The organism is Chlorogloeopsis sp. ULAP01, assembly GCF_030381805.1.
Lineage (GTDB): Bacteria > Cyanobacteriota > Cyanobacteriia > Cyanobacteriales > Nostocaceae > Chlorogloeopsis.
Genome location: NZ_JAUDRH010000020.1, coordinates 115,910 through 140,766, shown reverse-complemented (window position 1 = coordinate 140,766; position 24,857 = coordinate 115,910). Strand labels below are relative to the sequence as shown.

The following is a 24,857-nucleotide window of genomic DNA, read 5'->3' as shown; positions in this document are numbered from 1 at the left end:
GACATAGCTGAGACACCCTTTATTTTTTCTTCTTAATTCCAGTCTCAGCTTTTTTTTGCACCTAAATCAACCCGTCGAACTCACGTTAAATTTAACTGGAGCTAATCTCAGTAGAGCTAATTTTACAAATGCTGATCTAGAAGATGCAAATCTCACCAATGCTAGTGTAACTGAAGCAAACTTCACTGGAGCAGATTTAGAAGGAGTGATTGGTCTGCGTCGCTAACGCGATCGCTGAAAATATTTAATTAGAATTTAGTGAAACTATTTTCCTCGCTTTTCCATCTTGTCTGTGAGAAAAGTAATAGAGATATTCAGTCATTGACTTTTTGCTTTAAATAAAGTATAAAGGCAAGTCATAAGAAAACTAAGTCAAAACCATAAACGTGAATATATCTCCATCTCCGACGAAACCGCGTGTCTTATCATGGCAAGCGGTTTTCTCACAGTTAATGTTTATTTTCATGTACTTACCAATTCTGGTACTTGCTTTTTACAGCTTTAACAAATCACCTTATAGTGCTGAATGGCAAGGGTTCACCTTAGATTGGTATCGCAACTTATTCCGTGATGAGCGGATTCTATTGGCTTTACAAAATAGCTTCATAGTAGCCTTTAGTGCTGTGGGAATTTCATCGGTGCTGGGGACTTTGATGGCAGTGGGGTTGGCGCGTTATTATTTTCCAGGCAAAGCCTTGTATCGTGGCATTTCTTACTTACCGTTGATTATTCCCGATATTGCGATCGCTGTTGCTACTTTAGTTTTTCTGGCAGCTTTTGCCATTCCCCTGAGTGTGTGGACGATTGTCGCAGCCCATGTAGTTTTCTGTCTTGCTTACGTTGCTTTAGTTGTTTCTTCCAGGCTGACTAACTTAGATCCCCACCTAGAAGAAGCAGCACTAGATTTAGGAGCTACACCACTACAGGCTTTTCTAAAAGTTCTATTACCTCAATTAATGCCTGGGATCATCGCAGGCTGTTTATTAGCCTTTGTCCTTAGCTTAGATGACTTTCTCATTGCCAGCTTTACAGCTGGTAGCGGTTCTAGCACGCTGCCAATAGAAATTTTTAGCCGCATTAGAACAGGAGTCAAACCCGATATTAATGCTTTGAGCGTCATCTTAATCTTAGTGTCTGCCATTGTTGCTTTCGTCGCTGAAGTAATTCGCGCTTCTTCTGAACAAGAAAGTCAATAATTATTTGTCATTGGTCAATTGTTAGCAGGGGAGCGAGTGCGGTGGTGAGGCAGCACTCTTGGCGGGTTTCCCGCCGCCTGTGACTGGCGTAGACGCCGAAGGTGACTTCAAGGTAGAGTACCCGGAGGGTTAGTAGTTAATAGTTAATAGGTTGGTTGCTTGTCTATTCCTGCCCTTGTCCCCTTGTCCCCGCGTCTCCCCCTCTCATTCCCTACGTTCACTTGACAACATTAACAACTTCAGAGTATTATTCTTTTACGAAGGAAAATCGTGTCCATATTTATTTTTATTTAAAAAGTTCTAGGTACAGGTATACAAATAAAATAGATTTATTCATCTGTATGTCCTTGTGTGTGAGTAAACGCAGATGAATAAATCTTTGTGTTTATTTGTTTACATATCTTCAAGTAGATAGTACTGGGCATACTCTGGAAAAGATGCAATCTCTGGCACCAATATGCAAATCTGCCAAAATCTCAATTGCTCAAATCCCTTCAACGCTGATGGCAATAGATTTTGCATTAGTTGTGGACAAAGTAACTTTGGCGCATTGCTGCGAAACCGCTACAGTGTATCGAGATTATTAGGTGAAGGCGGTTTTAGCAGAACTTATGCAGCAGAAGACGTTGATAGACTTAATGCTCCTTGTGTCATCAAGCAATTTTTCCCACAAGTTCATGGTACTTCCGAGCGTACTAAAGCAGCAGAGTTATTTAAAGAAGAGGCTTTTCGATTATATGAACTAGGAGAGAATCACCTACAAATTCCCAGACTGCTTGCCTATTTTGAACAAGGTACAAGTTTATATCTTGTTCAGGAATTTATTCAAGGAGATACACTCTTAGCAGAAGTTCAGCAGCAAGCCTTTAGTGAAGAACAAATTCGGGATGTTTTGGCTGATTTATTGCCAGTTCTCCAATTCATTCATTCGCGCAACGTTATTCATCGAGATATCAAACCAGAAAATATCATCCGCCGTCAAACTGATGGCAGGTTAGTATTAATTGATTTTGGTGGTGCCAAGCAGGTAACGCAAACTAGTTTAGCTCGACAAGCTACGGTACTTTATACAATTGGTTATGCACCAAATGAGCAAATGGCTGGATTTGCTTGTCATGCTAGTGATTTATACGCATTGGGTGTTACTTGTGCGCGGCTTTTAACTCAATGTTTACCCATACGAGATGCTTACGGGCAAATTCGCGATCGCCTTTATGATCCCATGAGTGGAACATGGTTGTGGCGCGAAATTCTACAGGAAAAAGGTGTAACGCTCAGTGACGATTTGGGGCAAATTCTGGATAAATTGTTGAAAAATCCAGCATCAGAAAGATATCAATCAGCAGCAGAAGTTCTCAAAGACTTGAATCCGAAAAGGTTATCTTTGACGTCACAGATGTTAACTCTCCTCCAGCCAGAATTTCCGACTACAACGCCACAAACAAGTAACTTAGCCTTTACTACCGCTTTTACCACCTTAGAAACCTTTGAGTTTGAAGTAGTCACTGTAGACGCTGCTGCCAGGGTGATTAGCCGTAACCATCGCATCGCTAAGTATTATTCAGAATACTTGGGACACGCAGTACATATAGAAATGGTTGCTATTCCTGGCGGTAATTTTATGATGGGTTCTAAAGAAGACGAAGGAAACGCAGATGAACGTCCACAACATCCTGTTACCGTTAAACCCTTTTTTATGGGAAAATATCCTGTCACTCAAACACAGTGGAGAGCAGTAGCAGCTTTACCCAAAATTAAACAATCCTTGAATCCCTATCCATCTAAATTTAAAGGTGCTAATCGCCCAGTTGAAAATGTATCTTGGCACGAAGCAGTAGAATTTTGCGCTCGATTGTGGCAAAAAACGGGACGACACTATCGTTTACCTAGTGAGGCAGAATGGGAATATGCTTGTCGTGCTGGCACAACCACACCTTTCCATTTTGGCGAAATTATAACTGCCGAATTAGCAAATTGCAGTAGTGGCGACTCACGAGAAGCAAGAAGCAAACACCGTAAAGAAACTACTCCTGTGGGTCATTTTGGTTTAGCGAATGCTTTTGGCTTATATGATATGCATGGATTAGTTTGGGAATGGTGTGCCGATCCTTGGCATAAAAATTACGATGGTGCTCCCACTGATGGATCGATTTGGGAAGTAGGGGGAGATATGCACCGCCGAGTGTTGCGTGGTGGTTCTTGGAGTTTTAGCCCGGAATCGTGTCGCAGTGCTAGCCGTAGCTGGAATGAAGCGGATGGTGGACTGCGGCTCTGTGGTTTTCGGGTTGTAGCTGCTTTTTTTGATCCTTAAATGTGCGATCGCATTGCTTGGTTAGAGCAGTGTTAATGATTAGTTTTTCTTATACAAAGAAGAGAAGTAGATAATTCTACCTCTCTTATCAGGGAGATATGTCAATCAGTTAAAGCTTGTCAGCTTTAGTATCTGCTGGGTTTGTGAACAATAAAGCTGAGAATTTGGCACTGCTTAATGTTATCGAAACCAACAACACGGATGTAGTTGCTGGGATACTGAGAACGGCAAGCTTGAACTTCGCTCAGTACTTCTTGAGTGCTTCTAGCATTGAACAAAGGCAGTTTCCAAAGTGTCCAGTAGTATTCGGTAGGCTCAGAGGTTTCGTTGAACTCAATCGCTGGAATATAACCTTGATTGAGGATGTACTGGATCTGTTTAGCGATTTGAGCATCACTCAGAGGAGGCAGGTAAGAAAGGGTTTCGTAACGACGCTCTTTTGGTAAGGTTTGCATAGCTAATGATAATGAGTAGTAGTTTACATCAGTTAACAGTTGTCAGTTACCAGTTATCAATTTTTTCACTGTCTACTGTTCCCTGTTCACTGTTCACTGTTCGGATCTGAAGTGGCTTCCTGTTCTGATTGAGGACTGGGGTTAGACACATTAATTTGCGTAATGCGCTCTAGATGCTGCCGACGGTGCTCCATATTGGCTTTTTGAATGCCAGTACGAACCATTTCCGGTAGGTATTCGGTGATTTCCTCCGCTATGTGTTCTCTGACTGTCATGATCCGCAATGCCAAATCTGCTTTTTCTTGAAACAGGCTTTGAATGTATGCTTCGCTGTCCTGAATTTTGTCAGCAGAAAAGCTTTGCAGCCAAAGCGCTAAGGGAGGATTTGTTTCACCGAGCTGATTCAACACTGTCTTGAGCGCCTGATAAGTCAGGTAGCTTTGCAGCGTCTTAGCTGTGTCTTTCGCAATTTGTTTGAGATTCATGCCTGACCCCAGCACCAAATAAGTAAAAAGTCAAGAGTAAAAAGTAAAAAGAATTATTTTCTTTTACCTTTTACCTTTTTACTTTTCACACGACGATCAGACGGTATCAACTGCCTCAAACTCGAACTTAATTTCTTTCCACAGTTCGCAAGCAGCTGCCAATTCAGGAGACCACTTAGCGGCTTCGCGGATAACATCGTTACCTTCACGAGCCAAGTCGCGACCTTCGTTACGAGCTTGAACGCAAGCTTCTAGAGCGACACGGTTAGCGGTAGCACCGGGAGCGTTACCCCAGGGGTGTCCGAGAGTACCACCACCAAATTGCAGTACGGAGTCATCACCGAAGATTTCTACGAGAGCGGGCATATGCCATACGTGGATACCACCGGAAGCAACTGCCATTACACCAGGCATAGAAGCCCAATCTTGGGTGAAGTAGATACCGCGAGATTTGTCTTGTTCAACATAGTTTTCGCGCAATAGGTCAACAAAACCCATTGTGATCGCGCGATCGCCTTCCAATTTACCAACTACGGTACCAGTGTGGATGTGGTCACCACCAGACATCCGCAGAGCTTTAGCCAAAACGCGGAAGTGGATACCGTGGTTCTTTTGACGGTCGATTACCGCGTGCATCGCCCGGTGAATATGGAGCAACAAACCGTTGTCGCGGCACCAACGAGCCAAGGTGGTGTTAGCGGTGAAACCAGCTGTTAAGTAGTCATGCATGATGATGGGCATATCGAGTTCTTTTGCGAACTGCGCCCGCTTCAACATTTCTTCGCAGGTGGGAGCGGTAACGTTGAGGTAGTGACCTTTGATTTCACCTGTTTCCGCTTGAGATTTGTGGATCGCGTCAGCAACAAACAAGAAGCGATCGCGCCACCGTTGGAAAGGTGCGGAGTTGATGTTTTCGTCGTCTTTGGTGAAGTCCAAACCACCACGCAAGCACTCGTAAACAGCACGTCCGTAGTTCTTCGCAGACAGACCTAACTTGGGCTTAATTGTACAACCCAATAAAGGACGACCGTATTTATTAATTTTGTCACGCTCAACTTGGATACCGTGGGGAGGCCCTTGGAAAGTCTTCAAATAAGCGACAGGAATTCGCAAGTCTTCCAGACGCAGAGCTTTGAGAGCTTTGAAACCAAACACGTTACCTACGATAGAGGTAAACATGTTAGTTACAGAGCCTTCTTCAAACAGATCTAGGGGATAAGCAATATAAGCAATAAATTGGTTATCTTCGCCCCGAACTGGTTCGATATCGTAGCAACGACCTTTGTAGCGATCTAGGTCGGTGAGCAAGTCTGTCCAAACGGTTGTCCAAGTACCAGTGGAAGACTCAGCCGCTACAGCCGCACCTGCTTCTTCAAAGGGAACTCCAGGCTGAGGCGTAACCCGGAATGCCGCCAGAATGTCTGTATCTTTTGGTGTGTAATCGGGGGTGTAATAGGTAAGTCTGTAATCTTTTACCCCAGCTTGATACCCTGCTTTTGTCTGAGTCTTCGTTTGAGCGTAAGACATAATTCCCTTCCAAGAAGTCACTCTTTCTACTTACAAAATCTACGTTGCCTGCAACTTCCTCTTAACTCTCCTGCTTCCCTTGCTAAAAGGAAGATGATAGGAAAATTTTTACCTTGGAGCGATCGCGCTTTAGCTTTAAAACTTAACAGCACTTTTCTCCGGATGAGAACCCTCACTAAGTCAACACAAGAGCTAACGCTCCTTATGGCGTCAAAGGAGATGTTCCCATCGGTGTTTTTCCTTTGTAAAGCGCACATCTGTACGCTTTTACTTTTCCTACATCCCAGGAGTAAAACTTAATTTTTTATTTGTTCCTCGCGCTCTACTAAATTTTTTTGGGTGCCATTAAACTTCGCGATGTAGCGAACATGGCTTTTTGTCCCCTAGCACTCTCCCTACTGCCTCAAAAAGTGGCTAAGAAGAGAGCAACAACTGCATTGGTTTTGGGGACTGACAGGCATGAACTAGCAAGTCTCTTACTTTTTCACACCCTAAAACTCTCCCATTAGTGGGTAGAGACCAGGAAAAACTTTAAATTGGCTTGTATTTAGAGGAGCAGTGAGTAAAACACTAATTGCACACCACGTAAATTTGTAACTTGTTTCACAATATATCAAGAATGTAATAAGTTATTCTTTGAATCTTTTTAACTTTTATATTTAAATTTCTTATTAAATACTGATTTAAACATTTTGTTAAAGTTGCTTTACAAACTGTCGGTATTATGTGAAACAGGGGAACAGGGAACGAGGAACAAACAAAGAATTCAGGAGTCAGAATACAGAATTCAGAATATTCTGGCTCCTGACTGATAACTGGTAACGAGGGTGGTAGGTATCTGGAACTGATGGACGAGATTTAAAGACTCATCGACGAGTATTTGAGACTGATGGACGAGGCTTAAAGACTCATCGACGAGTATTTGAGACTGATGAACGAGATTTAAAGACTCATCGACGAGTATTTGAGACTGATGAACGAGATTTAAAGACTCATCGACGAATATCTGAGATTGATGAATGAGGTTCAAAGACTCGTCTACGAGTATCAATATATCAAGAACTAGATCCAGCTTTAGTAATTTTACTTTTGCCGATCGCTTTAAAGCGTTCTCCTAATTGTTCGGCAAGAGTTTTTAAGCCAGGAGTCTTTTTCGCAGCTGTCTTTACATAGTCATAAACTGTCAAACTGCTGCTCATGGCTTCACTACCGACTGCCAGTAGAGTATCATCTACCTGTTCGGTGAGTTGTCGCATTGAAATTAATAGTTCGGTGAGTGTGGCGGCTAATTGATAATCTCTGACAAACTCTTCAATATCAAAACTAGCTGGGAGAATGTCGGGGTTAGACTGAGCAGCAGTGATGCTATTGTTGACAAAAGCTAGACTTTTATCGCCCATTTTCACTCGCTTGCGCCGTTCTTCCGTGCTGAGTGTAATCAGAAAAGGTAGCTTTTTTTGAATTGTTTGTAGCGCTGCTTTGATTTCTTGGATATCCTCTGGCGAAAGCTTGGCTGTGATATTTTGGTATGCCATCGTATATTTACCTGGTAGTGCTAGGAATTAAGTAGCAATGTTTTCTATGTTTAGGATTCCCGCAGGTAAATGCGATCGCACATTTTATGGCAATGTAGAGAGCAATTGAGGAGCGATCGCGCTAAGTGGCACATACACTCAGAGATATTGATGCATTAAGCAACTTTAAATGATGTTCCTAGCGTTTGAGGCTCTGGTAAAGGTTCACCATCTTCTCTTGCTGGATTCTTTTGGCGATCGCTTCCTCAATGATCCGCATATTCTCTTCTATCGGTTGACCATCTTCAGTAAACATCGACGGATATACCTCAATTGTGACATAGATAATATTAAGCCTGAGCGCGATCGCAGCCAATTTCCGCTAGCCAATCAGCACCTTGATAGAGAGAATTTGAGAAAAATCACAAATTAGAGTTTAAAAAGTACGCTTCCAGGGAACACTGAAATTAACCTGAAGCCCGTTGAGGCAAAGGTTATAAAAACTGTCTTTAGAGGAAATTTGCCTGTGAAAGTGTTTTGCAAGCGTACTAATTTATTAATCAGTTTTACCTTATTGGGCTTAGTAGCTTGGCCGAGTTTAAGTAATGTAGCGCTAGGAATTCCAGCAAATCCGTCAAAAGTTGATAATAGTACTCCACCACCAAAAATTCCTAATGTTAGTCCGCCTAAAGTTACCCCCTCTTATCCAGCAACTGCACCACCGCGACAAGTAGATCCTTTACCTGATGATCGCGATTTACAAGAACGCATACAAGAAACTGATTATCGCGTTAGCGTCTTGCAGCCAGATTATACAGGCAATCTCTGGGTGGCTTCTTGGCGGGGATTGTCGCGGATTGATCCCAATACTGGCAAAATCTTAGCTCGTGTCAGTTTACCAAATCAGGCTATTGGTGCTTTAGCCCAAGACAAAGTCGGGCGCTTGTGGGTAGGAACTTATGAAGGATTAAAACGAGTAGATCTTCAAACAAGCGAAATTACAGCACAAAACTTATTTTTGCCTTCTAAGAGAGTATTATCTCTACTGGTTGACAAGCGAGGCTATTTATGGACGGGAACAGATAACGGTTTAGCCTTAATTAGCCCCGATCAAGGTTTGATAATGACTACAGTCAAAAATCTTCCTGGTGTCAGCGCAAATGCTTTGACTTTAGACGCAGAAGGACAACTTTGGGTAGGAACGCTTGATGGTGTAGTGCGAGTAAATACGGCTAATGCCTATATTATGAAGCGGATTGACCAGTTACCAGGAACAACCGTGCAAGCTCTGGCTATTAGTCCGGAGGGTTTGATTTGGGCGGGAATGCCAAATAGTCTCTTAGTAATTAATCCGAAAACTGGTATGGTATTGCGATCTGTAACTCGCCTACGGGGGAGTGATGTAAAGGCAATACGTTTTGCTAAAGATGGTAGTGTATGGATCGGTACTAGTAATGGTTTGCTACGATTAAATCCGCATACTGGAGCTGTACTAGACCAACAAGTTCCAGGGCTTCCTTCTAGTCGTGTGCTTACTCTTGCCCCTGATGTCGGTAATAAATTGTGGATTGGCACCACAGAGGGTTTAGCTTGGCTAATGCCGAAAATGATTAATGCAAAACCCCATTTAGCTTTTACTCGCGCCGTTAAGTAGGAGGGAATAGGGATGGGGGAACGGGGAACAGATAAATTCCAGAATTAACGTTGTATGAAACGAAGAATACAGAGTACAGAATTTAGAATAGTTCTGTATCCTGTATTCTTTTTTATTCAAAAGTCTTAATACTAACCCCTAGACTATAACCTCTAGCTCCTAATCGAAAATGGCACTCACCACGCAGCAATTAATTCAATGGAAACAACAAGGACGCCAAATTGTGGCGTTAACAGCTTGGGATTATGCGATCGCCCAACTCCTCGATCTCGCTGGCGTGGATTTAATCTTAGTAGGTGATTCCATGTCCGTAGTGTTGGGGTATGAAACAACACTACCAATTACTCTAGAAGAGATGCTCTACCATGCTAAAGCAGTCCGACGTGGGGTAAAACGCGCTTTGATGGTCGTAGATCTACCATTTTTGACATATCAAGAAAGTATCCAACAAGCTATCAACTCCGCCGGACGTGCGCTCAAAGAAGCTGGAGCGCAAGCAGTAAAATTAGAGGGTGGATATCCGGCGATGATAGAAACTATCACTCGTTTGGTACAAGCAGGAATTCCGGTGATGGGTCATGTTGGTTTAACACCGCAATCAGTCCATCAAATCGGCTTGCGGCAACAAGGCAAAACAGAAGTAACGCGGGAGCGGATTTTACAAGAAGCGATCGCTCTCGAACAAGCGGGTGTGTTTTCCATTGTGTTAGAGCATATTCCCGCCGATTTAGCATTACAAATTACCCAAAAACTCAGCATTCCTACGATTGGAATTGGTGCCGGGCCACATTGTGATGGTCAAGTTTTAGTTACTTCTGATGTTCTCGGTCTTTCTGAAAAACATCCACCCTTTGCAAAAGTTTATACCAACTTGCGTGAGACGATTACCAAAGCAGTGCAGGATTATAGTATTGAAGTCAGAGAGCGAAAGTTTCCGGAATAGGGTATTAATCTAGACGAGTAAGTTTTAATACTGATTGTTGAAATTCCAAGATTCGCCAATGAGTATCTAAGAGTGATCAATGAGGATTTAAGGACTTGTTGATCAGTATCTGAAACTGAAGAATGAGGTTTTAAAACTCACAGACGAGTATCTGAGGGTGATGGATAAGCTTTCAAGATTCATTAATGAGTATTTAAAACTGATGAATGAGGTTATAAGACTCGCCGACGAGTATTAATTTATCAATAACCATAATCAAATCTGAAGTCATAACTTAATCAAGGTTCTCTGGATCTATTCCTAACTCGCGCAATTTTTCGGCTAGCCGTTGAGCACGTTGTTCTGCTTGTTGAGCGCGTTGTGCTTCTTGTTGAGCGCGTTGTGCTTCTTGTTGAGCGCGTTGTGCTTCTTGTTGAGTACGTTGTGCTTCTTGTTGAGCACGTTGTGCTTCTTGTTGAGCGCGTTGTGCTTCTTGTTGAATTTGTTCTTTTGGCGTAGGATAACGCTTACCTTCTTCGTCATACCAATACAGCCATTCCCTTGTCACACCACAATAATTTCCCCTTTCGCAACCAATTCCTAAGCCAATTTCAGGTATCCAAATAGGGTTGCCCTCTAGCAGTTTATACTGTCCATTAACTAATTTATGTACTTCTAGACGTGGTTTACGGCGACGACGAGAAGAATATATCACGTAATAAAGTACACCTAAGCTTGCATAGTCATTAAATTTATCAGTGTATTCTTTACGATAGTTTCGAGAAACTACTTCTAGCACCAAAATTGGCACAACTTTTTCATCCCACAATACATAACTGGGACGCAATTCCTCATCATAAAATCGTTCTACTCCCAGGCTCAAAAACCCATCTGGTACTATAGGCGGTTGATCGGGGTGATAATAAATCCCCATATCTATCCCAAAAAACCAATCCATACGTTCTGCCCAAAGTATCAGCAGTATTGCCTTCAGCAAACCTGGTATTAATTCTTGTAGCTCATTGTCCACAGGTGTTTCGTCAGAGTCGGGTAGTTCTTCGGCTGAGGGCAAGTACCTCGGCAAATTGTACTCTAACATGACTGGTTTTCCTATAATTCACCAAAATTATAGCGATTTATAGAAAGCGCTTGATGATTGAAAATGAAAATACAGCAATTACGACTGCTAGAGAATTAATCAATCGCGCCAAGCAAGCGGTTAATATCCAACAGCAGCAATTACTAAAATTATATAGAGACAATCTTGGTTTATAAGGTTTCCTACAATGAGTTGAGAGGAGATAGAGGCAATATTTGGGTTAACTGAGTTGAAGAAAACGCGAGTTTATCAAGAAGCTAGACAAGAAGTCAAACAAGAAAGCCGATTAGAGGCAAAATTATGAAGCTGTACCTAGACTGTTAGCATTGGGCTCAAGTAGAACAAGGTAAATAATCAAAGGTTTGTAGTGTAGACGCTCTTAAGAGCAGCTTCCCGTAGGGTAGATTTTAGTCCTCTAATAAGGACTGAAGTCTTTACTACGAAATGGATGCCGACATTTTTACATTACTTCACATCGTTTGGTTTTTTCAAGTCGTTCTACTTAACTTTGGAACAGATAACACAGACGTTGGATCTGGATGTTGTACAAGTGCAGGAAGCAGCCCAGCAAACGCCTCCAAATCAATAGGCCTTAAAAAGCGATCGCTACTTTTCAATAGTGGTAGACGTGAACAGAGATAGTAAATTTTGGATATTTAACCCATAACTACAAACTACAGAAAAAGTGACGTAACTTGTAAATTCTACTGTCCAAGAGTCGCTGCTGTCTTGGAAGTAAATTGAATTTTGGGAGCGGGCATAAACCTGTATCGCAGGTAAAAGCCTGCTGCGACAAACAAAATAATTAACAATGTACCAATTCCCATCGGGCTAGGAAGCCAGTAAACTGCTTCTATATGGTTAAGTTCACCAGGGTTTAGTTTCCATAGCAACTGATTTTTATTTCTTTGCACTGGCGGAGCATTTTCAGTTTTTTGAATGTTTCTTGCTCCCCAAGGAGCCTTCAAGCTAAATTCTAAATTCAGAATCGAACCTGTATTAGCTAAAACATTACCCTGACTAGAAATCAAACCAAGCGATCGCAAATCTAGGTCATAAATTAAGCGATTCCGTACTAACAGTAAAAAATTATTTTGATACAAAAGCATATTGGATTCTATCTTTGGCAGTTCCGATACAGATTCTGCTTTTGAATTAGTATTAGGATGGAAAAATGTGTTGAATTTCTTTTGTAATTCCTGACTATTATTGAAAGGAATTGTCACAATAATTTCGTCTTTAGAAAGCCGTCGGACTTTGCCTCCTTCTTGACGCGCCCTCTGTTCAATGCTATTCAACCATTCGTATATTGGATCGCCACCGAAACTGGTAAACCGTTCTCCTAACTTAATATGCTGCACCAGTTCACCGCTATTGGCATGATCGAAATTTACTCCCACCTGGTAATCTACACAACCCGACAATAGCACAGATGCCACCAGCACAAGACAAATATGCCTTAACCCCAATAAACTTCTTCTAAGAGTAGATAAATTCATCAGTGTAAATCTCCTAAATAGTCATTAGTCACTGGTTATTGGTTATTAGTTAGTATGGGCGGGTTTTATTGATAGTTTTTCGGTTGAAACAGACAATTTATCTTCTAAACCCGCCCCTACAGTGGTTAGTTGTTTATTACTCCCCCTGTCTCCTTGTCTCCTCATCTCCCCTCCTCTCCCTCCTACCTTATAAACTCAACCAAATTAAACTACCCAACGTCAAAACAATAACAATTAAAGCCACCCAGATAAAGCGATTATCCTTTGTATTCACTTGGCTAAGGTCAACAAATTCTACCTCAGGAGGCTTCCGAGGCTGAGAGGATTTGGTAGTATTAGCAGTAAAACGAATTTTGGCTTCGTTATCAGGTAGTGCACTAAAATCGGGAATTTCCGTCATCCATTCTTTAGGGCGTTGTAATCGGGGTGCTTTGAGAATGTAATGTAATCGCCGTGCTTCCTTGCTGGTTTCTGAGTGGGGATGGCGTTTGATCTGTTCGCAAAGAGCGATCGCATCTTGTGTGCGTCCAGCTGCTTCATAAGCTGTCGCCAACCAAATTTGTACTTCACCTCCGAGGCGAGTATTACGAACCAAGAGTGCACTGGCTTTTTCTAACTGTTCAACAGCATCTCGGTATTGCCCACTTTCAAGGGCAGCTCTCCCTTTCTGGTAACGAGTTTTAGCTATCTCTAAACTCTCTGAACTCACGTTTATCTCACAAATCAGCACTGCCTTCATTGTGCCAATGACAGCAACATTTTTGAAATCCTTTTGGTTAATAACAATGTCAAAAAATTTATCCAAGCAAGGTGATAAAAATATGTTCAAAAACAAGCTTTACCAAGTGCATATACTGGGATTGGGCTTAACAGCAGCTTTGATGAGTGCTACTGTGGCTCCTGCTTCTGCCGAAATAAAAATAATAGGTGGTGCAGATTTTTATAAAGGTAGCCAGCCATCTAGTGTTGGTAACATTATTTACGGAAGCCCCATATCCGCTCCCATGCCCGTAAATCCGGTAACAGGATTGACTCCAAATCGCACCTATTACTCATCCCCAAGTCATAGTTATCACTCGTACCCAAATCACATCTATTACTCATCCCCAAGTCATAGTCATCACCTATACCCAGATTATAAGTACCATTTACACCGACACGGGCGGTACAAAAACCAAGATACAATTTTAGTCAATCCTGTGTTGACGAATCCAAGCATCATCAACTCAACACTAATTAATCCGACAATAGTTGATTCTTCGGATCGTAAGCCAGGAAGACAACACATTATCATCAAATCTCCCTGGTAGGACAGGGATAGGTGACAGGTGAAAGGGGACAGGGGATAGGAACAAGGATTCTCCTTATCTCCCCTACTCTCCCCACGCCAGGTGCTACAACGGAGCGGAGCCGGAGACTCCGAAAGCTCCGGGGAACCTCCAAGGGCGCACTGGCTCCTCTCCCACTCCTCCATTCCCCTTGTTATCTTCCTAGCCCCTAGTCCCTACTCACACAAATTGAGAGCCACCAATCATGGTGCCAATCCCGCCATCGGTAAAGATTTCTAGTAGTAGAGCATGGGGAATGCGACCATCAATAATGTGTGCAGCACGTACTCCTTGAGCGAGCGATCGCACGCAGCAATTAACTTTGGGGATCATGCCGCCACTGACGACACCAGCACCAATTAGTTCACGGGCTTCTTGAATATCTACTTTGGGAATTAAACTAGAGGGATCTTTATAATCTTTGAGAATACCTCGTGTATCAGTGAGCAAAATCAGCTTTTCTGCTCCCATTGCTGCTGCGATTTCTCCAGCTACGGTGTCAGCGTTGATATTGTAAGCTTGACCAGTGTCATCGGCAGCTACACTTGATACTACGGGAATATATCCGTTACTTACCAGTGTTTCTAAAATCTTAATCTTTACAATGCTCACTTCCCCTACAAAGCCAATGCCTTCTTCTCCTTGGGGACGAGCTTTAATTAAATTGCCATCCTTACCACATAGCCCCACTGCTGAACCGCCAGCTTGATTAATCAAAGAGACAATTTCTTTATTAACACGACCGACTAACACCATTTCTACAACATCCATTGTCGGTGCATCAGTTACCCGCAAACCGTTCTTAAATTGTGCTTCGATTCCCAGTTTATCAAGCCAACTATTAATTTCTGGGCCACCGCCATGTACCAAAATTGGGCGCAAACCAACACAGGACATAAATACGATATCGCGGATAACTTTATCTTTGAGATTGCTATCTTTCATCGCCGCGCCGCCGTATTTGACAACGATAGTTCGGCCTGTAAATTGTTGGATGTAAGGTAATGCCTCACTTAACACTTGCACACGCGTAGCCGCAGCTTGCCGAATGTATTCAGTATCGTTAATCATGATGAGGAGCTTGTGAAAGTTAATTTAGTACTCCCAACAATTTCTCACAGATTGAGGGAGATGGGGAGACGCAGACAAGGGGAGTAATAAACAACTAACCACTATACGGGCGGGTTTAGAAGATAAATTGTCTGTTTCAACCGAAAAATCATCAATAAAACCCGCACGCCAGGTGCTACAACGCACTGGCTCCCCTACTAACAAATGACTAATGACTATTGACTATCCACTAACAAAATTACTAATAACCATTTGGCAGAGAATCCGGTTTTTTGAGAACGCTGGGAATTGCTTCTAAAACTCGTGTAGAAATGTCTTCTGGTGTTTCTTCTTCCCTGATGGTAATTCGCAAATCGGCTTGAGCGTAAAGTGGTTGTCGTTGTTCGAGGAGCGATCGCAACTTTGCTTTGGGATCGGTTTCTTGCAATAATGGTCGGGTTGTATCCTCTCTTAAACGACTATACAGTATATCTACTGCTGCATCTAGCCAAACAACTAAGCCGTGATGTAAATAACTCCAGTTTTCTCGCCGCAGGATAATCCCCCCACCAGTGGCAACTACTAGCTTTTGAATCGCACAAATTTGTGCTAAAACCTTGCTTTCTAACAGGCGAAACTCTGCTTCTCCTTGTTCGGCAAACATTTGACTGATAGACTGTCCTGCTGCTTGTACAATTACTTCGTCAGTGTCTATAAATCCATAACTTAGCTGTTTTGCCAGTAAACGCCCTACTGTTGTTTTTCCCGCTCCCGGCATTGCAACTAAGTACAGATTAATCCCTTTTAATAAGCTATTCACAAGTCGCTTTGCTCCAGCTATAGTCTCATCAAATCTTTAACGATCGCTTTTTACTCTACCTTAATTTTCCATATTTAAACGACTTGCTTGAATGTAATTTTTCAGTTGTTTTTCCAAAAATGCATGAGTTATCAGTAATGAGCCTGCTTTTTGCGCACTAAATCTCCAATTGTCCTCGATTAATCTTTCAATAATATATTCTCTCAATACTGGTATTAGAGAGAAGCCTGATACTTGCCTTTCTATTAGCGATCGTTTTTGTAATAGCTCTATACCTTGCAATATTAATTGTTGTGGCAAGGATGGTAATATATTACTTTCTATTGTCTGTAATGAAATAAAATCTGGATTAACTGCTATGCAATACATTATTTGCTTTTCTAGATTAGACAAACGATTAAACTGCTCGTCTAAGATTACTCGTATTTCTGCAAATATTAGAGTATTTTGTGCTAAAAATTTTTGTACACTAGCACCAAAAAACTCATGAATTATATTTGTAACTAATTTTATAAATAATGGATTACCTGCATACCAATTATTAATATGTTTTATATCTTCTTGATTGAATTCGATTAATTCTTTATTTGTAAATAGTTCTGCATTTTCTACTTGATTTAAACCCGTTAATTGTAAACATCGCACAGATAAGTTTTCATCTTTGAAATCAGCAATTTTGCTAGGCTTTTCTCGTGTGGTTAGCAACAAGCAACTTTGGTGCTGCGAGTCTCCTATGCGTCTAATTAAATCTCCATAATTTTCATAACCATAAAGATAGCCAATATAGGGTAAGGAGTAATAATTATTTTGTCTTCTATAATTATTATCTGAGATATTAAAATGATCTAATTCATTTCCATATTTATTATCTAAAATTGTATCTACATGATCTAAAATGATTAGACAACGATAATAACGTAAGCAATGTATTAATTGCGAACTAACTAAATTAACACTTTTTTCTGTGATATTTATCTGTTTTTGAGGAGATAAAAATTGAATGACTTGACTCAAAATAGTTTCTAAAGGCGGAGCAAGATGTAATGAACGCCAAATCACATAATCAAAATTTTCTTGAATCTCTTGTGCTAGCTTCCGCGCTAAAGCTGTTTTTCCGATCCCAGCCATGCCCCAAAGTACTAAAAGTCGGCAATTATCTTGAAGAATATATTTTTTAATTAGTGCTAATTCTGTTTCTCTGCCATAAAAAAAACTCACATCTGCTGCTTCATCTAAATCTAAATGTGAGTCTTGTTTGGGCGTAGATAAATTAGTATCATTTAGTTTTGTGGTAAGAATGCGATCGCTATCTAAATCTACTGCTAGTAATTTTTTTTTGTAACCAGCCTTTTCAAGCAAATAAGTTACACGACTCCAGTTCTTTACTTTAACAGAATATCCAGCTTGATTGCTAACCAAATCTTCTATATACTTATATAACCCATTAGAAAGATATACTCTAACTGTACTACTACTACGACTTTCATACACTTTACTAGCAATTTCAGCAGGACTAAAACCGCAAAGTAAACCGCGTAGAAACTTTTTTTCAACTGGAGTTAGAGCCTTGCCTTTTGCTAAAGCTAAATCTACATATAACTTTTCTATTTCCCAATGAGTGTTTGCTTCTATAAATTCCTCTTCTATCTTCTTAAAGTTAGACACAGTCGTTACTGTTATTTCTCATAAGTAATTCAGAACTAATATTAACGACTGTTTGATGAAGCAATAATGAATGTATGATAAAGTTATAACGAATTTGATAACACTCGTTAGGTGAATTGACAGTTCCGGTTTAGCTATCTTTAGGCTTAACGGAACTTTCATGAAATTTGTTTGAAACTTTATTCACTCAATTTACGTCAACTTCAAAAAGCGGGATTCACAAGTAGTGGAAACTTTAAGCAGCGAGGTGTTTTTATCAGTACACTGATAAATTTTTAGTAACAAACTTAATGCTGCTTTACTCTCAAACTAATTTAACTTGATTTCTCTAATTTGCAAATCAGTATTTATTCTTAAAAAGGTGTAAAAAATGACTGAGTTTATTTCGTGGTTGAATAAATCTTTGCCATCTTGATCGATTGATATACGGTGAAAATACTACGTATTCTGGGCGAGCCGAATAAATTAAGTGTGGTTTTAGAGGTTTCAACCATGACTCGGATTCGAGACGTTGTACAAACGGCTTTATTAACTGGCTACTTAACTGTGGAGGCAGAAAACCAACTGCGACAATTGCTGACAACCCGGTATGATTTAGAAGATTTGAACGCTTTTATGACTTTACAGGAAGCTGCGATGACGGGCAAAGTCAAGCAGGAGTCTCGTGAACGTTGTGGTATAAAGTAGGTACTCAGGCTATTGTGCCTCTTCTTATCGACGGGGACGTTCATCTTCATTTTCGTTATCATCGTCTAAAAATCCCCAATCATCTTCATCTCCATCGGCTTGATTATCAGTCGGTGGTTGATAGGGGGGAACAATTACTCGATAATCAGCATCGTAAACTGATTCCGTTTTTCCCGCCCCAGAATTTTTAGGTTCACGGTAGTTGTAAGAGTAAACAGAACCTGATTTAGAGCCACTTTTTGGTTCTTGTTGTTTTTCGTAAGTATCAGAGTCTCTAAAGTGTGTATTTTGGGGAGATTTAGCTGTTTCCTCTGTTTCGTCAAAATCCCAATCATCATTAATACTGCTTGTTTCCCAATCCTCTGCACTAGCACGGGTACTATCAGCAGTTTCACTTGCTGATGGTGGAGGACTAGTATAGCTATATTTAGGTTCTTCAGTACGAGGGCGATCACTATCGAATGGAGTTCGTGTTCTTGGTGGTTTAGATGCAGGGCTAACTTGGCGTTTTGGTGCTGTAAAATAGCTTGATAATTGAAACAAGATAGAAATTGCTAAAGAGGTAGCAGCACCTGCAGCAGTGCTGAACAAGATCCACATCGCTAGTGGCAATGCCTGAGTCTGCATACCCAAAAAAACTAGTGGGAGCACAGGTGACCAGTTTTGTGCTAGTAACAATGCTAGTCCTCCCAATAATGCTACTAATAAAATTAAGCGAAATATAGCCATAGGGAATAGGGATTAGGGACTAGGGATTGGGGACTAGGAATAGGAGTGGGTGAGTGTCTGAGTGGGCAATTAAATTTTGGATTGGAATTTAATCTAAAATCCAAAATTTAAAATCTAAAATTCCCTGTCCCCTGTCACCTGTCCCCTATACCCTCTTATTATCAATGATTACCTTGCCAACGCTGAATTGGGATGCAATCAATTTCTAGTTGATCTAAAGTACGGGCGACAACAAAATCAACTAAATCCTCAATTGTCTGAGGATTGTGATACCAAGCAGGAATTGCAGGAACAATTCTAACTCCAGCTTCTGCAAGGGTGGTTAAATTCCTAAGGTGAATGAGGCTAAAAGGAGTTTCGCGGGGAACTATCACTAACTTTCGCCCTTCTTTAATCTGTACATCTGCTGCCCGCTCCAACAAGTCAGAACTCAAACCTGCTGCTAGCTTGGCTACTGTCGCCATACTGCACGGAATCACAATCATTCCAAGGGTACGAAAGGAACCACTGGCGATATTTGCTCCCACATCACCCCAAGGATGACAGCGTAGTTTTCCTCCAACTTCAACTCCTGCTTGCTCTCGCCAAAATTGCTCTTGTTGAATAGGTTCTACCGGCATACGAATATTTTGCTCGGATTGCCAAACCATGTAGGTTGATTTGGAAGCAACCAATTCGATTTCATAGTCGGCTTGAAGCAAAAATTTGATCATCCGCACCGCATAAATCAATCCAGATGCGCCTGATACTCCTAAAACGATAGGTTGAGTTTGATTTGACACGCTGTTAAATGTGAAATGGGAAATTAAGTAGTTAGTAGTTAATGGTTAGCTACTAACTACTGTGAGGGTGAGTTTTTTGGTTACCAGGTTGAACCTGGTAACGAGGGTTTTGAGGCTTTGCCTGGTGGCTGTTGAGACTGTTGCAAGATGTTAGGTTACTAACCACTACTTACTAACCATTAACCAATTCTTAGTTTCTTTATTCATCATCTGAATATGATTCTAAGTCGTCTGGTTCCATATCGTGGGGTAAGTAGATACCTGGTTCTTCACCATTAATTGCGCCGATATCGTGACGAGAAGGAATACCATCACTACCAACTGTTACTAAATCAATTTGCTGGCGGTAGTAATCGACACTTTTAACCTGCACGGCAACGCGATCGCCCAATCGATAGGAAGCACGATTTTTGCGTCCAAACAGTGCTTGTTGTCTGGCTCGGTACTCATACCAATCATCTTTGAGGGAACTGACATGTACCAATCCTTCTACTCGTAAAGGAGCGTTTTGAATTCCTTTAGTTTCTTTGGGCGGTACTTCAATTTCTACAAAGAAGCCGTAGGATTGAACACCAGTAATTACACCATTGAACACTTCACCGATGCGCTGTTTCATGAGAGAGGCTCTTTGCAAACCCTCCAAATCGGCTTCAGCTTCTAGGACTTCTTTTTCGCGATCATTAATTTGGGTAATCACCCTTGTTAGTTCGCTTTGCAGTTCACTTTGCAATTCTGGCGGCAGAACATTCCAATTAATTTCACCGTGACTGGTGGAAGAACGCAGGTTAACACGCTCTTTGACACGGGTATTGCGGCGATCGCGTCCGTGTTCGAGTAATGCATAAAATACTCTCTGCATTAGTAAATCCGGATAACGTCGCAAAGGAGCTGTAAAGTGGGTATATTCTGGCAGTGCTAAACCAAAGTGAGGTGCTTTGTTAGTGCTGTATACTGCCTGCTTGAGGGTATCCTGTAACAGGTAGGTTAATACTTGCTCGGATGACGACTCTGCAAATACCCTAGTTAATTGTTGATAATCTAGCGGTTGAATATCTATTTCTGGATCGATTGACAGATCTACGCCTAAATTGATAGCCAATTTCAGCATTTCCTGTACATCTTCTGGATCGGGTGCGCCTTGCACTCGCCAAATAGCAGGAATTCCCAAAGCATTAAGGTGATTTGCCACGATTTGATTCACCAGCAGCACAAATTCACTCAAAAGCGATCGCACAGGTGAATCGTTTTCTACCACACATCCAAGAATACCTTCGTCGTAGAAGGGGTTTTTGTTTGGTGGCAGATTTAACTGCAAACTACCTCGCTCTGTGCGTTGCTGTTTGAGATAAACCCGCAAAGTTTCTAACTGTTGCACCATTTGTGCCACTTCAGTTGACTTTCTGGTGGATTTCTTACCCAAAATTGCTTCTACTTCTTGGGGATTGAGTAAGGTGTCAACTTTAATGACACTGGGCTGAATTTCCCAATCCAGCATTTGTCCTGTTTGCGAGTCAAAAGTAATTAAGCAGGAAATAGTTAAGCGATCGCTACCCGGTACTAAAGAACAACGGTCTGCCACGGTTTCTGGTAACATTGGCAGTACCAGTTCTCCCAGATATACAGTTCTACCGCGTCTGAGTGCTTCGCGATCCAGCGCTTCGTCGGGTTGAACATAGTGAGAAACATCGGCGATATGAAAGCTCAATTGCCAATTCCCAGCAGCAGTTTTTTCTAAAGAAAAGGCATTTTCTACAGTTTTTGTGTCAACATTATTACCATTAATTGCAACTGTAAATTTTTGTCTCAAATCCAATCGGTTTTTCAGATCTGCTTTGAGAATCCTTTTCGGTAGTTTTGTGGCTGCTTCTTGCACGTTCTCCGAGAAAGTACGGGAAAGGTCATGCTTGCAGGTAACTAAATCAATATCAGCCGCCGCTTCTGCATCGCTCCCAAGGATTTGAACCACCCGACCAAGGGGAGGATACTGTGCTAAGGGATAACGCAAAACCTCTACATGAGCTAGATGATCAACAGCTTCTTCTAACTTGGGATGATGATTTTGCAGTTTGAGTTCAAACAGCAAGCGATCGTCTAAAGGTACGGCACGAAAACCGATTTCCACCTGCTTGATTCGCGCCAGTAAAGTATGATTTGATCGCTCTAAAATTAGCTTTACTTCTCCCTCTGGAGAACGGCGACGGCTGCCTTCTTTGAGAACTCTGACTAAAACGCGATCGCCATTCCAAGCATTACTTAAATGGCTTTCCCGGATATATATATCTTCAGCCCCTTCTACATCTTGAATTGCAAAGCAAAAGCCTTTACTGGAACAGCGAAGTTTAGCTTCAATCAAGCCTTCTTCTGTCACACGACGATACTTGCCACGTTCTTTTACTAATATTCCTATTTTTTCTAGCACCTCCAAGGCAATGTGAAGTTTTTCTAAACTAGCTTCATCTTCACAACCAAGTTTCTTTTCCAACAGTTTACGAGCTACCAATTTATCATCTGTAAAATTGGCAAGGAGTGTAGCGATTGAAAATTCCATGCAGTGAACCGACCTTTGGTCAAAACATCATTTTTTTGAGGACACTTGCGTGCAGAGAGAAGTCAGAGCGCCGACTGTCGGCAATTTGAACTTCAAAGGATTCTCCGCCCTTGCAAAATGTCTGTTTTTGAATCTGGTTCTTGGTTGAGTAGCCTCACGAACCACAGACACTAGTGGTAAACGAACTTCCCAACAAGTAGGGCGCTACACGTTCATCTCAGAGTATTACTTCGTTCAAGTCCCTTGTTTATGCTAATCGGAAAAAGCGTGCCTGATGCCGATTTTACCCTACTAGATTAAGTACGTAACGGGTTTTTAAGAGACTATGTTTGGATTGCTCTCGGTGGAACTGCCCAAACACATCATACAGGGTAAAGCGCAGGTGTTCGATTGCCTAGTTACAAGGTACTTTACGCCATAAGACTCTGATTTTTAACTAGGAGAAACTGCCGACAAACCTAAATGCTACATATGTAGAATCGGTAACAATCAGGTCAGCAGCTTAATCAGCTGTGAGGACGAACCATTACTTCATTATTGTAGATTTAGTAAGTACTTCCAGAAAAGATTTCTGAATGTTTTATTAGGTAAATAGTATAGCATTACTAGTAATACTACGTAGAATATCTGAGAAGTAGCAAAAAAATTACTTGCAAATCACGATGCTACAATCCGGATACGGAAGTAACAAACGTCATCATGTAGCAGAATGTATGAAAGTAGATTTCTAGACTATTGTTTATAGAAAGTCAAAAAATCAACAAAAGTAGTAGTTAGAAAAACTTGACGACCATATGGTAAGTAACTCATCTTGCAAGATCAAGTAAAATTAGGTTTGATAGCAAAATTGCTAATCCATATACTAATAAGCCATATCAAGTTTTGTTAACTAATTTGAAGTTTTTAATTAAATTAAGTACAGATGCGAAAGCATTTACTTGGTAACATTAGTCTTTTATGGCAAAAATTAATAGTTAGTTCAAAGCTGAACAGTAAAGAAAAATTGATCACTGACAACTGATATCCGTTCCCCCATACCCAGTCACCATTGCCCAGTACCTAGTACCCTATTGGTGTATGCAGTTCATCACAACTACTTTAGTATTGATTCCGAACTTGACATAACATAACCCCTCGTTTAGCACACGATAGATTGGTGGCAGTATGATGTTGGCTGAGTTCCAGAGCTTGTATCCTACGGGTAGTTTAGTTTCCGAATTATTGCAAATTTATCACGGAAAATATATCGTTCGTGCCAGCGTGCAAATTGACGGTGTTACTCGTGCCACTGGTATGGCGGCAGCAGAGACAGTAGAATTAGCAGAAGACCAAGCAAGAAATAGGGCGTTGATGGTTTTAGCAGTAACAAGTAAGCCACAACCATCACTAACCATTCCTTCAGAAGCGATCGCGCAGGTAGAGCCGAAACTGACTGTACCTACAATAAATGAGTTTGATCGCAAATCGGCCCATGCCCCTACACCCAACTATGTCTCGCAAACAGAACCCGTTGCACCTGTTATAGAACATCCTGTTTCTTTTGAGGAACTTGAGGCACATAACAACCAGGATTTTGAGCAAAGCTTGACTGTAACTAGTAAAGAAGAACCGCAGTTAGAAATTCCAACACAAACAGGAGCGATCGCCTCTGGTGGTTACGGCGGAGGTAGAAAAATCGAAAATTTTTCTACCGTCAGCGAAGTCGAAGCAGATGTTGCACAGCAACAATCTGCCATCCCTGCTAGTATCATCGCACCTAACAAAGAACCAGAACAGCAGCAGTTTCCAGAAATGGCTTCTAGTAATATCACTCCATTTCCACAACGTAGTTACAGCAATCCAAAAGAGAATGCAGACACTCAACCAGCGACTACAAAGAAAAAGAAGAAGAGTGAACCTGTGGATCAATCAGATGATATTGCCAAAATTGGTGTGGAAATGCAGCGTTTGGGTTGGACAATCGAACAGGGAAAGGACTATCTGAAAAAAACCTACGGCAAGGTATCACGTCATTTACTTGATCCAGAAGAATTACGCCATTTTCTCAAATATTTAGAATCTCAACCTACACCTTTAGATCCCTTAGCAGGCTTTTGATTGGATATCTAAATCACCCCAAATCCCATTTTTTCTCTTTCCCAGGCTGGAGCCTGGGAAACCATGATTGAGGCTTGGCCTCCTTTTCAGGCAAAACCTGCCAATTTTCATTACCATGCTCTGCATGGTAATGAAAAAAATAGACTTGTGTATACATGGTAGCTACCCACATGAGGGGTTGGAGATTGGTTGCATATGGTTGCATATAACTAACAATAATTAACAAACAAGGAAATATTTGCTCGAAGCGACAGACAGCGATCCCCACGGAAACGGTAATCAACGCTATAAAATCTTTGGATAGGTATGATATATAATTCAGTAAAACTAATATCAAAACCCTTATACTTCATAGTTTAATAAGGGCAATGATATTTACATAAACAAGCACAGTTAGTTTACTACTGATTCACCCAAAAGTAACAGCTGGAAACCTAAATAAGTAGAAATTCCAGCTGACAGTAAAATCAAATTCAGGGGCATTTTGAA

Annotated in this window: 24 protein-coding genes; 9 read left to right on the top strand and 15 right to left on the bottom strand. The window is 41.3% G+C overall.

Annotation, left to right across the window (positions count from 1 at the left end; genetic code table 11):
- Positions 1-55 precede the first annotated feature (55 nt).
- The 3 genes from QUB80_RS31905 (at position 56) to QUB80_RS31895 (ending at position 3,507) form a co-directional block, all read left to right on the top strand.
- Positions 56-226 (top strand): pentapeptide repeat-containing protein, encoded by a 171-nt coding sequence (locus tag QUB80_RS31905; protein WP_289793469.1) that lies wholly within the window; start codon positions 56-58, stop codon positions 224-226.
- A 160-nt stretch (positions 227-386) separates the two neighbouring features.
- Complete coding sequence (locus QUB80_RS31900) at positions 387-1,196, top strand: ABC transporter permease (RefSeq protein WP_336622365.1); 810 nt, start codon at positions 387-389, stop codon at positions 1,194-1,196.
- A 457-nt stretch (positions 1,197-1,653) separates the two neighbouring features.
- Positions 1,654-3,507 (top strand): bifunctional serine/threonine-protein kinase/formylglycine-generating enzyme family protein, encoded by a 1,854-nt coding sequence (locus QUB80_RS31895; protein ID WP_289793468.1) that lies wholly within the window; start codon positions 1,654-1,656, stop codon positions 3,505-3,507.
- 125 nt (positions 3,508-3,632) lie between these two features.
- Here the strand turns inward: QUB80_RS31895 and QUB80_RS31890 are convergent, their stop codons facing one another.
- The 5 genes from QUB80_RS31890 to QUB80_RS31870 form a co-directional block, all read right to left on the bottom strand.
- Entirely contained in the window at positions 3,633-3,962 is a 330-nt protein-coding gene (locus QUB80_RS31890; RefSeq protein WP_289793467.1) for a ribulose bisphosphate carboxylase small subunit, read from the bottom strand.
- An 86-nt stretch (positions 3,963-4,048) separates the two neighbouring features.
- A complete protein-coding gene (rcbX, locus tag QUB80_RS31885) occupies positions 4,049-4,447 on the bottom strand; it encodes a RuBisCO chaperone RbcX (RefSeq protein ID WP_289793466.1) in 399 nt (132 codons plus the stop codon).
- 96 nt (positions 4,448-4,543) lie between these two features.
- Positions 4,544-5,974 (bottom strand): form I ribulose bisphosphate carboxylase large subunit, encoded by a 1,431-nt coding sequence (locus QUB80_RS31880; RefSeq protein ID WP_289793465.1) that lies wholly within the window; start codon positions 5,972-5,974, stop codon positions 4,544-4,546.
- 787 nt (positions 5,975-6,761) lie between these two features.
- Complete coding sequence (locus QUB80_RS31875; protein WP_289793464.1) at positions 6,762-7,004, bottom strand: hypothetical protein; 243 nt, start codon at positions 7,002-7,004, stop codon at positions 6,762-6,764.
- A 25-nt stretch (positions 7,005-7,029) separates the two neighbouring features.
- The gene (locus QUB80_RS31870; RefSeq protein ID WP_289793463.1) at positions 7,030-7,509 is read right to left on the bottom strand and encodes a hypothetical protein; all 480 of its coding nucleotides are present in this window, start codon (positions 7,507-7,509) and stop codon (positions 7,030-7,032) included.
- Positions 7,510-8,014: 505 nt separating this feature from the next.
- Here QUB80_RS31870 and QUB80_RS31865 point away from each other — a divergent pair.
- Positions 8,015-9,142 (top strand): ligand-binding sensor domain-containing protein, encoded by a 1,128-nt coding sequence (locus QUB80_RS31865; protein WP_289793462.1) that lies wholly within the window; start codon positions 8,015-8,017, stop codon positions 9,140-9,142.
- Between the two features lie 169 nt (positions 9,143-9,311).
- Positions 9,312-10,085 carry a 3-methyl-2-oxobutanoate hydroxymethyltransferase gene (gene panB / locus QUB80_RS31860; protein ID WP_289793461.1) on the top strand — a complete coding sequence of 258 codons (774 nt, stop codon included), beginning with the start codon at positions 9,312-9,314 and terminating at the stop codon, positions 10,083-10,085.
- Positions 10,086-10,359: 274 nt separating this feature from the next.
- Here the strand turns inward: panB and QUB80_RS31855 are convergent, their stop codons facing one another.
- The gene (locus tag QUB80_RS31855) at positions 10,360-11,163 is read right to left on the bottom strand and encodes a Uma2 family endonuclease (RefSeq protein ID WP_289793460.1); all 804 of its coding nucleotides are present in this window, start codon (positions 11,161-11,163) and stop codon (positions 10,360-10,362) included.
- A 53-nt stretch (positions 11,164-11,216) separates the two neighbouring features.
- Here QUB80_RS31855 and QUB80_RS31850 point away from each other — a divergent pair, with 53 nt between their 5' ends.
- A complete protein-coding gene (locus tag QUB80_RS31850) occupies positions 11,217-11,339 on the top strand; it encodes a hypothetical protein (protein ID WP_289793459.1) in 123 nt (40 codons plus the stop codon).
- 528 nt (positions 11,340-11,867) lie between these two features.
- Here QUB80_RS31850 and QUB80_RS31845 read toward each other — a convergent pair.
- Positions 11,868-12,662 (bottom strand): DUF3153 domain-containing protein, encoded by a 795-nt coding sequence (locus QUB80_RS31845; protein WP_289793458.1) that lies wholly within the window; start codon positions 12,660-12,662, stop codon positions 11,868-11,870.
- Positions 12,663-12,849: 187 nt separating this feature from the next.
- Positions 12,850-13,371, bottom strand: a complete 522-nt coding sequence (locus tag QUB80_RS31840; protein ID WP_289793457.1) for a tetratricopeptide repeat protein — start codon at positions 13,369-13,371, stop codon at positions 12,850-12,852.
- Between the two features lie 76 nt (positions 13,372-13,447).
- On the opposite strand from QUB80_RS31840, the gene QUB80_RS31835 reads away from it, so the two are divergent.
- On the top strand, positions 13,448-13,972 hold the full coding sequence (locus QUB80_RS31835; protein ID WP_289793456.1) for a hypothetical protein: 525 nt from the start codon (positions 13,448-13,450) through the stop codon (positions 13,970-13,972).
- Between the two features lie 198 nt (positions 13,973-14,170).
- Here the strand turns inward: QUB80_RS31835 and argB are convergent, their stop codons facing one another.
- The 3 genes from argB to QUB80_RS31820 all read right to left on the bottom strand — a co-directional run bounded on the left by argB (position 14,171) and on the right by QUB80_RS31820 (position 17,525).
- On the bottom strand, positions 14,171-15,064 hold the full coding sequence (gene argB / locus QUB80_RS31830) for an acetylglutamate kinase (RefSeq protein WP_289793475.1): 894 nt from the start codon (positions 15,062-15,064) through the stop codon (positions 14,171-14,173).
- A 238-nt stretch (positions 15,065-15,302) separates the two neighbouring features.
- Positions 15,303-15,860, bottom strand: coding sequence for a shikimate kinase (locus QUB80_RS31825; protein WP_289793455.1), 558 nt, complete (start codon positions 15,858-15,860; stop codon positions 15,303-15,305).
- A 60-nt stretch (positions 15,861-15,920) separates the two neighbouring features.
- A complete protein-coding gene (locus tag QUB80_RS31820; RefSeq protein ID WP_289793454.1) occupies positions 15,921-17,525 on the bottom strand; it encodes an NB-ARC domain-containing protein in 1,605 nt (534 codons plus the stop codon).
- Between the two features lie 492 nt (positions 17,526-18,017).
- On the opposite strand from QUB80_RS31820, the gene QUB80_RS31815 reads away from it, so the two are divergent.
- Positions 18,018-18,212 carry a hypothetical protein gene (locus QUB80_RS31815; protein ID WP_289793453.1) on the top strand — a complete coding sequence of 65 codons (195 nt, stop codon included), beginning with the start codon at positions 18,018-18,020 and terminating at the stop codon, positions 18,210-18,212.
- Positions 18,213-18,236: 24 nt separating this feature from the next.
- On the opposite strand, the gene QUB80_RS31810 is transcribed toward QUB80_RS31815, so the two are convergent.
- The 3 genes from QUB80_RS31810 to QUB80_RS31800 form a co-directional block, all read right to left on the bottom strand.
- On the bottom strand, positions 18,237-18,941 hold the full coding sequence (locus QUB80_RS31810) for a LapA family protein (RefSeq protein WP_289793452.1): 705 nt from the start codon (positions 18,939-18,941) through the stop codon (positions 18,237-18,239).
- A gap of 161 nt (positions 18,942-19,102) precedes the next feature.
- Positions 19,103-19,723 carry a flavin prenyltransferase UbiX gene (locus QUB80_RS31805; protein ID WP_289793451.1) on the bottom strand — a complete coding sequence of 207 codons (621 nt, stop codon included), beginning with the start codon at positions 19,721-19,723 and terminating at the stop codon, positions 19,103-19,105.
- Between the two features lie 199 nt (positions 19,724-19,922).
- Positions 19,923-22,271 (bottom strand): ribonuclease R family protein, encoded by a 2,349-nt coding sequence (locus QUB80_RS31800; protein ID WP_289793450.1) that lies wholly within the window; start codon positions 22,269-22,271, stop codon positions 19,923-19,925.
- A gap of 1,167 nt (positions 22,272-23,438) precedes the next feature.
- Between QUB80_RS31800 and QUB80_RS31795 the strand changes: the two genes are divergently transcribed.
- Positions 23,439-24,368 (top strand): slr1353 family protein, encoded by a 930-nt coding sequence (locus QUB80_RS31795; protein ID WP_289793474.1) that lies wholly within the window; start codon positions 23,439-23,441, stop codon positions 24,366-24,368.
- Positions 24,369-24,381: 13 nt separating this feature from the next.
- Here QUB80_RS31795 and QUB80_RS31790 read toward each other — a convergent pair whose 3' ends face one another.
- Positions 24,382-24,651, bottom strand: coding sequence for a hypothetical protein (locus QUB80_RS31790; protein ID WP_289793449.1), 270 nt, complete (start codon positions 24,649-24,651; stop codon positions 24,382-24,384).
- Between the last annotated feature and the right edge of the window lie 206 nt (positions 24,652-24,857).

Excerpts from the sequence above, each read along its gene's own strand:
- rcbX (WP_289793466.1), bottom strand. The coding sequence starts at position 4,447 with ATGAATCTCAAACAAATTGCGAAAGACACAGCTAAGACGCTGCAAAGC.
- QUB80_RS31845 (WP_289793458.1), bottom strand. The coding sequence starts at position 12,662 with ATGAATTTATCTACTCTTAGAAGAAGTTTATTGGGGTTAAGGCATATT.
- QUB80_RS31870 (WP_289793463.1), bottom strand. The coding sequence starts at position 7,509 with ATGGCATACCAAAATATCACAGCCAAGCTTTCGCCAGAGGATATCCAA.
- QUB80_RS31795 (WP_289793474.1), top strand. The coding sequence starts at position 23,439 with ATGTTGGCTGAGTTCCAGAGCTTGTATCCTACGGGTAGTTTAGTTTCC.
- QUB80_RS31815 (WP_289793453.1), top strand. The coding sequence starts at position 18,018 with ATGACTCGGATTCGAGACGTTGTACAAACGGCTTTATTAACTGGCTAC.
- panB (WP_289793461.1), top strand. The coding sequence starts at position 9,312 with ATGGCACTCACCACGCAGCAATTAATTCAATGGAAACAACAAGGACGC.
- QUB80_RS31895 (WP_289793468.1), top strand. The coding sequence starts at position 1,654 with ATGCAAATCTGCCAAAATCTCAATTGCTCAAATCCCTTCAACGCTGAT.
- QUB80_RS31835 (WP_289793456.1), top strand. The coding sequence starts at position 13,448 with ATGTCAAAAAATTTATCCAAGCAAGGTGATAAAAATATGTTCAAAAAC.
- QUB80_RS31800 (WP_289793450.1), bottom strand. The coding sequence starts at position 22,271 with ATGGAATTTTCAATCGCTACACTCCTTGCCAATTTTACAGATGATAAA.
- QUB80_RS31850 (WP_289793459.1), top strand. The coding sequence starts at position 11,217 with ATGATTGAAAATGAAAATACAGCAATTACGACTGCTAGAGAATTAATC.
- QUB80_RS31855 (WP_289793460.1), bottom strand. The coding sequence starts at position 11,163 with ATGTTAGAGTACAATTTGCCGAGGTACTTGCCCTCAGCCGAAGAACTA.
- QUB80_RS31890 (WP_289793467.1), bottom strand. The coding sequence starts at position 3,962 with ATGCAAACCTTACCAAAAGAGCGTCGTTACGAAACCCTTTCTTACCTG.
- QUB80_RS31810 (WP_289793452.1), bottom strand. The coding sequence starts at position 18,941 with ATGGCTATATTTCGCTTAATTTTATTAGTAGCATTATTGGGAGGACTA.
- QUB80_RS31880 (WP_289793465.1), bottom strand. The coding sequence starts at position 5,974 with ATGTCTTACGCTCAAACGAAGACTCAGACAAAAGCAGGGTATCAAGCT.